The sequence below is a fragment of the Ruegeria sp. HKCCD4884 genome (assembly GCF_013110855.1).
Lineage (GTDB): Bacteria > Pseudomonadota > Alphaproteobacteria > Rhodobacterales > Rhodobacteraceae > Ruegeria.
In genome coordinates, this window is record NZ_WVRJ01000008.1 from 23498 (window position 1) to 35724 (window position 12227).

The window sequence follows — 12227 nt, forward strand, 5'->3', positions numbered from 1 at the left end:
GCTTATGCAGTTCTTCGGTGTCAGAGCTGATAAAACCGCTTTGCTGTTTCACGAAACACTGCCGACTTGGCCTCTTCCGGGATTAATTCTGCATATGCTTTCATGAGGGTTGCGTAGTCGCTGTACAGACTGTCGACCGGAAAATTCGAACCATACATGGTTCGGTGCGCGCCGAATTGGTCAAGGCATGTCTCGACAATCGGGCGGATGCTTTGGGTTGACCAGTGATGGTCAAACATGCCCAAACCCGAGAGTTTACAGGTCACGTGCGGCAAATCTGACAGTGTTCGCAGATTTTTGGCCCACTCACTCAACCCCTCAGAGCTGCGGTCATGGGGTGATCCAGCGTGGCAAAGCGCAACGTGCGTGTCTGGCGCTTTGGCCAACACACGAGCGGTTTTCTCGTAGAGTTCGGGGATCAGTTGCAAATCAAAGCTTAACCCTTGTCGCCCGGCCTCTTGCAAACCGGTCAGAAAGCGGGGGTCGTCCAACAGGGCGTTGGTGCCGGTTTGCGCATCCTCCCCAGGCGCGCGGCCAACGATCTGGCGCACGCCACGTACGGTGCTGAGGTGCTGGAACGCATCCAATTGGTCCATCAGATCCGGCGCGGTCAGGTCGCAAAAGACCACTTGTGCCATGGGCCAGTGGGGGTTGGCATCCGCCACCGATTGAACCCACTGGGCTTCGACCATCCCATCTTCGGCCCCCACCTGAATATGGACCGAGGCGCGGATGCCCTGAGCTTGGGCGTCTGCGCTGAACTCGCTCAAAAGGTAGTTCCGCTGAATGGGAGACGGATCACCAAAAAACCGCTCAACGCCTTTGGCCATCAGCCACGGGTAGTGAACGGCGTTTAGATCCCATAGGTGATGATGCGCGTCTATCCAGCCAGTCATGTGCGCGGCACCTGTTGCATACGTCCCAGAATGTCTACGCCTTGCTGTTTCCAGAAATGCAGCAAGTCAATGAAAATCCAGTTTTCCGCCAGCTTGTCACCCGCGCGACGGTAAATGTCGATTACGCGGAATTCTCCGGGTTTGTCTGTGGCGGGCATGCCCATGAAGCCTCCGGTAGGGCGGGCGGTGAAGTTGGGCCAGCCGAAGAAGCCTCCAAAATGCCCCTCTGCCATGCGGCAGAGATGTTTGGTTTTTGACCGGTCGGTGAAACTGGCGCGGAACGGCCCTGCATGTTGCTTGGCGTAGCGCTCAATCGTGTAGGTCGCGCCGATCCCTGTGGGTCCCCACCACAACATATCTTCGCACCATGTGCGGCGCAGTTCATCCTCTAGGCTCAGGCCGCTATTCCATTGACCCAGATCCGAGATCATCGCGTTGATCGCCGCCAGAGTCTGTTCGCCTTCCTCTGGGGGTTGGGGATCAAGCATCAGCCCCTCATGAGTCATCGGTCCGGGCTGTACCAGTTGGGCAGCGGTTTGCGGCGGAAACGGCTGCAGCCCTGCTTGCAGCATCAGATGTGGAACATCGAAATACATCGCTGTTTCGGTGATCTTGCCGTCTTCCACACGGTTGAATTCGCAATAGCGTAAAAAAGCCAACTTGCCGGTTGGCGCGATACCCAACCAGGGTGTATCGAACAAGCCCATCAGATGTCCCATCGACACCACCCAGACAGACGAGAAATCGTCCATTTCGTTGGCGCCTGCCATGAAGACATCCTGCCGCCTTTGTAATTGCGTCAGCGATGCGCGCAGGGGCGTCCAGAAGGTATCTGCAACGGCCTGAGGTCCGCGTATCTCGTCAAACGGATGAAACCCGCGCCAGATGTGATTCGAGCTATAGTACTCTGACAGAACCTTGTGTTCCGCTCCTGTTTCGGAGCAGTCCAGTTGCTCATAAAACTCTTTGATTACTTGCTTTTCTGCCGAGAACCCGGACATCGAGTAACGCCTTTCTGCATACGATTGCAAAAAAACCTTGCCAAAATGACGCAGTTAAGTCTACCGTATTTGCAAGCGTATGCAAAAAATTTCCAATCCAACGGGAGAAGCGGATGGCCGAGATTCAATTGCGCAATGTTGGCAAGCGATGGGGTTCGTTTGTCGGCGTCGACAATTTCGATCTGACCATAGCTGACAAGGAGTTCCTGGTTCTGCTGGGTCCCTCAGGCTGCGGCAAAACCACAACGATGCGGATGATCGCGGGCTTGGAAGATGCCAGTGAAGGCGACATCATGATCGACGGCGTGCGCGTCAACGAAATGGAGCCGAAAGACCGCGATGTGGCGATGGTGTTCCAGTCTTACGCGCTCTATCCGAACATGAATGTGTACGAGAACATCCGCTTCCCGCTACGGGTACGCGGTATCGATCCTGCAACGCATGATGATAAGGTGCGCCGTGCCTCGGCCATGGTTGAACTGGACGACTTCCTGCATCGCAAACCGGCGGAACTGTCGGGCGGGCAGCGCCAGCGTGTTGCTTTGGCACGCGCCATTGTGCGTGAACCGAACGTCTTTTTGATGGACGAACCACTGTCCAACCTGGACGCGAAACTGCGGGTTTCAACTCGGGCGCAGATCAAGAACCTCAGCCATGAACTGGCAGTGACAACCATCTACGTGACACACGACCAGATCGAGGCAATGACGCTGGCAGATCGCGTTGTGGTGATGAAAAGCGGTGTCGTTCAGCAGGTCGGCAGCCCGACCGAAATCTACGACACCCCGGCCAATACATTTGTGGCCAGCTTTATCGGCAACCCGGCCATGAACCTGATGGAAGGCCAAGTCCGCAACGGCACGTTTGTCGCCGACCACGTGGAGATTCCGAATATCACTGCGCCTGATGGTCCCCTGACACTTGGGTTCCGCGCTGAAGATGCGACGCTGGCGGCGGAAGGGCAGGGGCAGATCAACGCTCCGATCTACACGCAGGAACTGCTGGGCGATGCGACGATGATTTCGGTTCGTGTCGGAGGCGCATTGGTATCCGTGAAGGCAGACAAGAACTTCCGGGCAGAGATCGACGATATGGTTTCCATTTCGGTTCCCACCGAAATTTGCCACCTGTTTGATGGCACGTCTGGACAACGGATCTGAAGAAAGCCCCGCCAAACCACCGGGAGCAACCCCGGGAATCTAACCCATGCGCGTAAGGGGCGCGCATCACTTTTCAAAGAAACAGGGAGATGAGATGTTTCTGAAAAATCTAGCTACCGCAACCGCCTTTGTGGGTCTGATGGGTACGGCTGCCTATGCGGCCAACTGTGGTCCCGAAGGTCAATCCATTCGCATTCTGGCCAGTGACTTCCCGGCCATCCACGCTGTCGCAGGTACTGCCGAGAGCAACTGTGCCGCCGGTGCGTCTGAGTTTTCCACCAACCACACGACCGAAGCCCGTCAGATCATGAACGCGGCCCTGACGCCGAATCCGGCTGAGTATTCCTCGGTGATTTTGGCAAACGCGACGCTGACTCAGCTGATGAATGACGGTCTGGTCCGCCCGCTGAACGATCTGGTTGATAAGTACGGCGAAAACATCTCGCCCAACCTGCTGATCACCATCGACGGCAACGTCATGGCCGTAGCGTTCATGGCGAACTCGCAGCACCTGTTCTCGCGCAAGGACATTCTTGAGCAGGCAGGTTTCGAAGGCATCCCTGCCACGTACGAAGAGGTTCTGGAAGCCGCAGCCATGATCCGCGAAGCGGGTATCATGGAGCACCCGATTGTGATGAACCTGCAAACCGGCTGGAACGTCGGTGAGGTGTTCAACATGATCTATCTGGGTCATGGCGGTGAGTTCTTCGAGCCCGGTTCGGCGGAACCGGCGGTCAACAACGAAAAGGGCCTTGCTGCTCTGGAAGTCATGAAATCGCTGGCCGAGTATGCCCATCCTGACCACCTGACCCACGCCTCGAACGAGACGCAGGGCCTGTGGGAATCCGGTCAGGCGGCACTGGGTGTCATGTGGGGTTCGCGCGGTTCGCCAATCCTGGACGATGAAGGTTCGACCGAAGAAGTGACATCGAACACCGTTCTGTCTGCGGCTCCGACCGTTGGAGGTGGCTCGATCCCTTCGGCCACGCTGTGGTGGGATGGCATCGCGATCTCGTCCAACGTATCGGATGAAGAGGCCGAAGCCACCTTTGCGGCTCTGGTCAGTGCCCTGACACCGGACATGGTTGCAGCCAACAATGACGACGCCGTTTGGCTGCTGGATGGCTTCCAGCCCGGGCCGGCTGCGGCAGGTGTAGCGCAAACCGCTCAGGGTGGTGCCAAGCCCTATCCGATGATCCCGCAGATGGGCCTGCTGCACGCAGCGCTGGGCGCGGAACTGGCGGACTTCCTGAAGGGTGACGAAAGCGCTGAACAAGCGCTGGCCGATGTTGAGGCCGCCTACAGAACATCCGCAAAAGAAGCTGGTTTCCTCCAGTAATTCTGCCGGAACCGAGGGGGCTGTTCAGGCCCCCTCACACAACTCGGACTTCAGATCGGGACGAACGCCATGAAGCACCGCACCTTTTTCTGGTTCATTCTGCCGACGCTTTCCGCGATGATTTTGTTCATCGCCCTGCCTATCGTCTCGGTCTTTATTCAGTCGCTGTTTGTTGCGCACGAACAAGTTCTGGTCGTGTCTGAAAGCTGCGGCCCGTTCGGTTGTACGCCGACAACGTCGGTAGACCTTGAAGCAACGGCCAAGCTGCAAGAGGAACGGCCGCTGGGTCAGTTCAATGGTTTAGGAACTTACACCAACCGCTCGCATCTGGCTTTTGCAGAAGTAGGCGAGGCTTGGGCAAGCTCGGCTTCGATGGGTGAGTTCTTTTCGAAGGTCTACAACCTTCCGTTCTATAGCGCGCTGACCTTTACACTGGCCTACACGGCGATCGTAACCCCACTGGTGCTAGTCCTTGGTATGGCCATCGCAGTTGGCGTGAACAACTTGCCCAATATGCTCAAGGGGTTGGCGATCTTCATCTCGCTGTTGCCCTTCCTCGTAACTCCGCTTGTGGGTTCTTTGATCCTGTTCTGGATGGTCGACAGTGATGGTGTAATTGGGGCCACGATTCAAAACATCTTCAACGATCCAACGCTGAGTTTGAAAGCGTCGACCGCGCTGACATGGATCATGCTCATGTTTTATGGGGTGTGGCACACCTTACCCTTCAGCTTCATCACCTTCTACGCGGGTTTGCAAACAGTCCCCGAGGACACGATGGAGGCCGCACAGATCGACGGCGCCACCAAATGGCAGCGTATGATCCATGTGATCGTGCCGCACCTCGCCCCGCTGGTGTCCTTTGTAACGCTGATGATGATCATGGATAACTTCCGCGTCTTTGAACCGATCGTCAGCTTCAAGGCTGAAGCGCACGCTCAGTCGCTCAGCTGGATCATCTACAATGACCTGCGCGAAAGCGGCAATCCGCTTTACGGTTCGGCCGGTGCGACTTCGCTGATTACCATTATTCTGGTGGTCATCCTGATGACGCCTGTGCTGATCCGCACCTGGCGCGACTTCACCCGCAAATCTCACTAGAGGACACGACATGGCGACCAAAGCACAATCTCGCATGACCCCGCTCAAGCTGTTCTCATACGCCTTTGTGGCGGTGTGGCTGATCATTGCGGCGTTCCCGTTCTTCTGGACCTTCTGGGGCAGTTTCAAGGTGCAGGCCGACTTCTTGTCAAAGGCCGACTGGATGAACGCCCTGACAGGTACCAACACAATCGAACAGACCGGAAGCGCCTTTACCGGGGCCGGATATTACGGCGCTTGGGTTCTTGAGGACTTTTGGTTCAATTTCAGGAACACCGGCATCGTTGTGTTCTTTACCGTGGTCATCTCGCTGACCTTCGGTACGTTGGGCGGCTATGCTCTGGCTCGGTCCGGTTTTCGCTATGCCTTCTGGATCCTGATGGCTGCGCTGGTGTTCCGTGCCATGCCGCATATCACGCTGGTCTCGGGCTATCTGTTGCCGTTTTTCGAGTGGAATGTCTGGGGTATTCTGCCCACAACGATCATCGTGCTTGTGGCGATCAACCAGCCGTTCACGCTGTGGATGCTGCATTCGTTCTTCAAGAACATCCCCAAGGACATGGACGAAAGCGCCATGGTCGATGGCTGTACGCGGTTCCAAGCTTTCTGGCATGTGATTGTACCGGTCATGTGGCCCGGCGTGATCACTACAGGTCTGTTCAGCTTCCTGCTGGCCTATAACGACTTTGCCGTCACGGCGATGCTGCTGAGTGAAGAGAATGAGACCATCATTCCTGCCATCAACAGCTTCATGGGCACCACGCAAGTTGAAGGCAAGATCATGTACGCGGTTGCTGCCGTGGTCTCGACCACTGCCCCGCTGTTTGTCCTGATCTTGTTCTTCCAGCGCCAGATTGTCAGTGGTCTGACAGCCGGTGCGGTCAAAGGCTGATGAGTGCATCTGCAAGACATAACGCGGTTGCGCGCCACCCGGCGCTCAACCGGATGCCAAGAGATTTTCTGACACGCGGCTGACGTCCCTCTGCCAAACAGATCATCTCATTTGAATACGATTAAAGGACTGAAAACATGAAGGGTTCACGCCCCGAACAAGCCGTGCTGACCAAAGACACGGATATGAGCAAAACCGAAGAAACACGCGCCGTCATCGAAGGGATGGTTGACGGGCTGAATGACCACCGCATCGATGACATCGGTGAGTTTTTCGCGCAGGGTTTCCGCTGGATGGGCAACCAGGGCTGCGGCACCAAGACCGGGTTGAATGAATTCCAGGACAATTGGCAACGCCCGTTTCAGGCGGCGTTTTCCGACAAGACCTGCATTGATGAGGCGCGCCTTTACATGGGTGAATGGGCTGCGGCCTTTGGTCGTCAGGAAGCCACCCATTCGGGTGAGTTTCTGGGCATTCCCGCCACGGGTAAGCGTGTCGAAATTCGGTACATGGATTTCTGGAAAGTGGTTGACGGCAAGATTGTCGACAACTGGGTGAATGTCGATTTTGCCCATGTGGCAGCCCAATTGGGCGTTGATCTGTTCCAGGGGAACGGATGGGAAGCATATGACCGGGGCGAGAAAACTCCGCCTCGGCCCGCAAACTGAGGATTAGGACAATGGCTATCGAATACCTGAAACGTGGCAAGCCCGAGGCTGACAGGGCCGAGGATGACGCCAAGACCCGCGCTGTCGTTGAGGCGACCTTGAAGGACATCGAAGCGCGCGGCGATGCGGCCGTGCGTGAACTTTCTGAGAAGTTCGACAATTACTCACCCGAAAGCTATCGGCTGAGCCAGCAGCAGATCGATGATCTGATTGCTTCGCTTTCGGATCGCGAGCTGGCCGATATCAAGTTCGCACAGGAACAAGTGACAAATTTCGCCCAAGCGCAGCGCGACTCGATGCTAGACATCGAGGTCGAGACGATGCCCGGCGTGATCCTGGGCCACAAGAACATCCCGGTTCAGTCGGTGGGTTGTTATGTGCCCGGCGGCAAGTTCCCGATGGTGGCCTCGGCGCATATGTCGGTGGCAACAGCGAAAGTGGCGGGTGTTCCGCGCATCATCGCCTGCACACCTCCGTTCAATGGCGCGCCCAACGCTGCTGTGATCGCGGCGATGCATCTGGGTGGCGCGCATGAGATTTATGTGATGGGCGGTATTCAGGCTGTGGGCGCTATGGCCATCGGCACCGAAACCATCGACCCGGTTCATATGCTTGTCGGTCCCGGCAATGCTTTTGTCGCCGAAACCAAACGCCAGTTGTTTGGCCGTGTTGGTATCGATCTGTTCGCTGGTCCGACCGAGACCATGGTCATTGCAGATGAATCCGCGGCTGACGCCGAACTGTGCGCCACTGACCTGCTGGGTCAGGCCGAGCACGGTTATAACAGCCCCTGCGTTTTGCTGACAAACTCGCGCAAACTGGCCGAGGATACTCTGGCCGAGATCGAGCGCATTCTGGGCATTCTGCCGACTTCGGGCACCGCGCGGGTCAGCTGGGATGAATACGGCGAAGTGATTGTCTGCGACACCTATGACGAGATGCTGCAGGTTGCTGACAATATCGCCTCGGAACACGTTCAGGTCATGACCGACCGCGACGACTGGTTCCTTGAGAATATGACTTGTTATGGCGCGCTGTTCCTGGGTCCGCGTACAAATGTGGCCAATGGCGACAAGGTGATCGGGACCAACCACACGTTGCCCACCAAAAAGGCCGGTCGCTACACCGGCGGTCTGTGGGTTGGCAAGTTCCTGAAAACACACAGCTATCAGAAAGTTCTGACGGATGAGGCCGCAACGATGATCGGTGAATATGGCTCGCGCCTGTGCATGCTTGAAGGCTTTGTCGGCCATGCCGAGCAATGCAATATCCGTGTGCGTCGCTATGGCGGCATCAATGTTCCTTACGGTGAGGGTGCGCCGTACCGGGAGGCTGCGGAATGAGCGACGTACACTCAGCTAACAAAGCGCTGATCGCGCCGCTTCGGGCGGCGATGTATGACTTTGAAGAAACCGGGGTACGCGCAGTGCTGGAAGCGTTGATTGCCCCGGATGCGGTGGTGCATATGTGCCACCCCTTTGGTGACCTGACCGGCCCGGTCGAGTTGTATGATCAATGCTACGCACCGTTGCTAGCCTCGATGCCGGATTTGGAGCGGCGTGACTGGATCGTCATGGGAGGGCGTACCGAGCATGGCGGTGACTGGATCGGTTGCGGCGGCCATTACTATGGTACCTTCGTAGCACCTTGGCTGGATATTCCGCCAACAGGCCATCTGACTCATATGCGGTACCACGAATTCTACCGATTTGAAGATGGCAAGGTGGTCGAGATCCAGACGATCTGGGATATTCCAGAAGTCATGATTCAGGCCAAAGCCTGGCCGATGGCACCGTCGCTTGGGCTTGAATTCTGCATTCCGGGCCCTGCAACACATGACGGTCTTGTGCCGGGGCCCTGGGATGAGGCGAAGTCGCAGGCGTCCTGTGAGCACATCGTGACAATGCTGGCACATCTCAAGAAGCACCCCACTCAGGGTGGTCCGGAAGTGATGGAGATGCCAAAGTTCTGGCACGAGCGCATGAATTGGTACGGGCCAGCCGCAATCGGTACGGGGCGGGGAATTTCCGGGTTCCGCAACTGGCACCAAATTCCGTTTCTGAACGGAATGCCGGATCGTGGTCAGTATCTCGACGAGATTCAGTATCACTTCTTCGGTGACGGTGAATATGCAGCTGTGACCGGTTGGCCCGATATGATCCAAACTGTGACTCACGATGGTTGGATGGGCATTGCGCCGTCAGGCAAACGGATCTCCATGCGCAGCTTGGACTTCTGGCGTCTTGAGAACGGCAAGATCCGCGAAAACTGGGTCACCGTCGATATTCTGGATGCCTACAGGCAACTGGGTGTCGACGTGTTTGCCCGTCTGCGTGAGTTCAACAAAGCGCGGGTCCCTGGGTCGATCTCGTTCCCGGTCGGGGATGTCTAATATGGCGCAACTCCCCAGTACGCCCAGCTTCAACCTTGGCGGCAAGCGCGCTTTGGTTGCGGGGGCATCGTCCGGTATCGGCATGGCCTGTGCCGTGGCGCTGGCGGAACATGGGGCTGAGGTTACTCTTGCAGCGCGTCGGACGGGCGCGCTGCAAGAGATCGCGTCCGAGATGTCTGCGCGCGGCTGGTCGGCCAAGGTGCTGGAACTGGATGTATCCGATGTTGATGCCACCGCTGCGGCCGTGGCGGAAAACGGTCCGTTCGAGATCCTTTTAAACTCGGCCGGGCTGGCCCGTCATGGCAAGGCGATTGACACGTCAGCGCCGGATTTCGATGCGGTGATGAATGTCAATGTACGCGGTGCCTATTTCCTGACTCAGGCCGTGGCAAAGGGGTTGCTCGACGCAGGGCACCCTGGCTCGTTGATCAATATCTCAAGTCAGATGGGGCATGTGGGCGGGCGCGAGCGTGCTGTCTATTGTGCCTCAAAATTTGCAGTTGAAGGCTTCACCAAAGCCATGGCGCTTGAATTCGGTTCTGCAAAAATCCGGGTCAACACTATATGCCCGACATTTATTCTGACCGATCTGACACGTTCGACCTTCGACGACCCGGATAAGCGCGCTTGGATTCTAGACAAGATCAAGTTAGGCCGCCCTGGTGAGATTGAAGATATCATGGGCGCGGTGGTCTATCTGGCCTCGGATGCTTCAGCACTGGTAACAGGCACTTCGATGTTGGTGGATGGAGGCTGGACAGCGGACTGATGGGAACTCAGAAGGTCACATCATTGGACGTGGCACGGCGGGCAGGGGTAAGCCAATCCGCTGTCAGCCGTGTGTTTACGCCCGGTGCGTCGGCCTCGGAAAAGACCATCGCCAAGGTGCGCAAGGCTGCGGATGAGCTTGGGTACCGCCCCAATGTTCTGGCGCGTGCGGTGGTCTCTGGCAAAAGCCGGATCATCGGCCTTGTGGTCTCGTATCTGGACAACCAGTTTTATCCCGAAGCTTTGGAAAAGCTGACCAATCTACTGCAGGAACGTGGCTATCACGTGATGATCTTCATGGCACCGCAAGCGACAGTCAACGTCGACAAGGTGGTGTCTGAAATACTGGACTTTCAGGTTGATGGTATCATTGCGGCCTCGGTCACTCTGTCCTCTGAATTATCAGATCGGTGCCGCGCGGCGGGGGTGCCAATGGTGCTGTTCAACCGGGCGCAGGACGACCCGGCCATGTCTGCAGTCACGTCAGATAACATTGCAGGCGGGCGCAAGGTGGCTGAGTTCCTGCTTGCTGCGGGCCATAACAAAATCGGCTACATCGCAGGTTGGGAAGGTACTTCGACCCAACGTGACCGCGAGGCAGGTTTTGTCCGGGCGTTGCGTGACGCAGGTGTCGAACTGCATGCGCGCGAGATTGGTAACTTTGTAACCGAACAGGCGCAGGAAGCGACGCGGCGCATGTTCGCCTCGGATCCGCCCGATGCGCTGTTTGTGGCCAATGATCATATGGCGATTGCGGTGATGGATACGCTGCGCTTTGAATTGGGCGTCAAGGTGCCAGACGACGTATCTGTCGTTGGATATGACGATGTCTCGGTGGCCGCTTGGCCAACTTACGACCTGACAACCGTACGCCAGCCAGCCAATCGTATGGTGAGCGAAACGGTGGAAATTCTGCTCAGCAAAATCGATGACCCGGATGTTGGTCCGCGCCGGTTAGAGATTGATGGGCCTTTGATTGTTCGCGGCTCGGCCCGCATACCTGAAGGATGGAAGACATGAAGGGATTTGATCCCAAATTCAAAGATTTCCCCGACTATATCATCGGGATCACCAAGGAAATCTGGGAAGATCGCGGCATTGCAACGCTGCATCATTACTACTCACCAGACATCGTTGTACGCTCGCCCGCCTCGGTGGTGCTGGGCAATCAGAATGTCATTGGGGCAACGATGGCAACGCTGGCCGAATTCCCCGACCGGCAGTTGCTGGGCGAGGATGTGATTTGGTCCGGTACTCCGGAAGAAGGGATGCTGAGCTCGCACCGCATCATCTCGACCGCGACGCATCTGGCCGATGGTGTCTATGGCAAGGCGACAGGCAAGCAACTGCGCTATCGGATTCTGGCCGACTGCCATGCCATCGACAATCAGATCAACGATGAATGGCTGATCCGCGACCAGGGTGCCATCGTTCGCCAAATGGGCTGGGATCCCAAGGAATATGCTGCTGATCTGATAGCGCGTGAGGGCGGGCCGGAAAATTGCGTTAAACCGCTTACGCCTGCGACGGACCAGCCCGGCCCCTACAAGGGCAACGGCAACGACAATGAATGGGGTCAGCGCTATGCTGACATCCTGACCCGGATCATGAGCGCCGATATGGGCGTGATCGAGGCCGAATATGACCGCGCTGTACAATCCGAATATGTGGGCGGCGTCACCGGCCACGGCTGGGACTCGGTGGATCGGTTCTGGATGGGCCTGCGCGCCAGCTTCCCCAATGCCGAGTTCAAGATCGAACACCAGATCGGGCGAGACGATCCCAACATGGCCCCGCGCGCGGCTGTGCGGTGGAGCCTGCATGGCAAGCATGACGGCTGGGGCGTGTTCGGCGTTCCGACCGGGGCTGAGGTGTATGTGCTGGGCATCAGCCACGGTGAGTTTGGCGAGTTGATCAGCGGCCATCCGCAGTTGCGCCGTGAATACACCCTGTTTGACGAAACATCGGTCTGGAAACAGATCCTGTTGCAGACCGGCGGCAAGTAACATG

Annotated in this window: 12 protein-coding genes; 10 read left to right on the top strand and 2 right to left on the bottom strand. The window is 57.0% G+C overall.

Annotated elements, in window-relative coordinates; all coding sequences use genetic code 11:
• Nucleotides 1-20: 20 nt before the first annotated feature.
• On the bottom strand, nt 21-896 hold the full coding sequence (locus GS636_RS12935; RefSeq protein ID WP_171669757.1) for an amidohydrolase: 876 nt from the start codon (nt 894-896) through the stop codon (nt 21-23).
• Complete coding sequence (locus GS636_RS12940; protein ID WP_171669758.1) at nt 893-1897, bottom strand: ester cyclase; 1005 nt, start codon at nt 1895-1897, stop codon at nt 893-895. The genes GS636_RS12935 and GS636_RS12940 overlap by 4 nt, the downstream gene beginning before the upstream one ends.
• 113 nt (nt 1898-2010) lie before the next feature.
• Between GS636_RS12940 and GS636_RS12945 the strand changes: the two genes are divergently transcribed.
• The 10 genes from GS636_RS12945 (at nt 2011) to GS636_RS12990 (ending at nt 12223) form a co-directional block, all read left to right on the top strand.
• Nucleotides 2011-3057 carry an ABC transporter ATP-binding protein gene (locus tag GS636_RS12945; protein WP_171095304.1) on the top strand — a complete coding sequence of 349 codons (1047 nt, stop codon included), beginning with the start codon at nt 2011-2013 and terminating at the stop codon, nt 3055-3057.
• Between the two features lie 94 nt (nt 3058-3151).
• Complete coding sequence (locus tag GS636_RS12950) at nt 3152-4396, top strand: ABC transporter substrate-binding protein (protein ID WP_171669759.1); 1245 nt, start codon at nt 3152-3154, stop codon at nt 4394-4396.
• A gap of 69 nt (nt 4397-4465) precedes the next feature.
• Nucleotides 4466-5497 (top strand): carbohydrate ABC transporter permease, encoded by a 1032-nt coding sequence (locus GS636_RS12955; protein WP_171187558.1) that lies wholly within the window; start codon nt 4466-4468, stop codon nt 5495-5497.
• 10 nt (nt 5498-5507) lie between these two features.
• Entirely contained in the window at nt 5508-6389 is an 882-nt protein-coding gene (locus tag GS636_RS12960; protein ID WP_171187560.1) for a carbohydrate ABC transporter permease, read from the top strand.
• Between the two features lie 137 nt (nt 6390-6526).
• On the top strand, nt 6527-7057 hold the full coding sequence (locus GS636_RS12965) for an ester cyclase (RefSeq protein WP_171187562.1): 531 nt from the start codon (nt 6527-6529) through the stop codon (nt 7055-7057).
• 11 nt (nt 7058-7068) lie between these two features.
• Complete coding sequence (gene hisD, locus GS636_RS12970; RefSeq protein ID WP_171669760.1) at nt 7069-8400, top strand: histidinol dehydrogenase; 1332 nt, start codon at nt 7069-7071, stop codon at nt 8398-8400.
• Nucleotides 8397-9449, top strand: a complete 1053-nt coding sequence (locus tag GS636_RS12975) for an ester cyclase (RefSeq protein ID WP_171669761.1) — start codon at nt 8397-8399, stop codon at nt 9447-9449. Before hisD ends, GS636_RS12975 begins: the two co-directional genes overlap by 4 nt.
• A gap of 1 nt (nt 9450) precedes the next feature.
• Nucleotides 9451-10218, top strand: a complete 768-nt coding sequence (locus GS636_RS12980; protein WP_171187567.1) for an SDR family NAD(P)-dependent oxidoreductase — start codon at nt 9451-9453, stop codon at nt 10216-10218.
• Nucleotides 10218-11237 carry a LacI family DNA-binding transcriptional regulator gene (locus tag GS636_RS12985; RefSeq protein WP_171669762.1) on the top strand — a complete coding sequence of 340 codons (1020 nt, stop codon included), beginning with the start codon at nt 10218-10220 and terminating at the stop codon, nt 11235-11237. The genes GS636_RS12980 and GS636_RS12985 overlap by 1 nt, the downstream gene beginning before the upstream one ends.
• Nucleotides 11234-12223, top strand: coding sequence for an ester cyclase (locus GS636_RS12990; RefSeq protein ID WP_171669763.1), 990 nt, complete (start codon nt 11234-11236; stop codon nt 12221-12223). The genes GS636_RS12985 and GS636_RS12990 overlap by 4 nt, the downstream gene beginning before the upstream one ends.
• Nucleotides 12224-12227 lie beyond the last annotated feature (4 nt).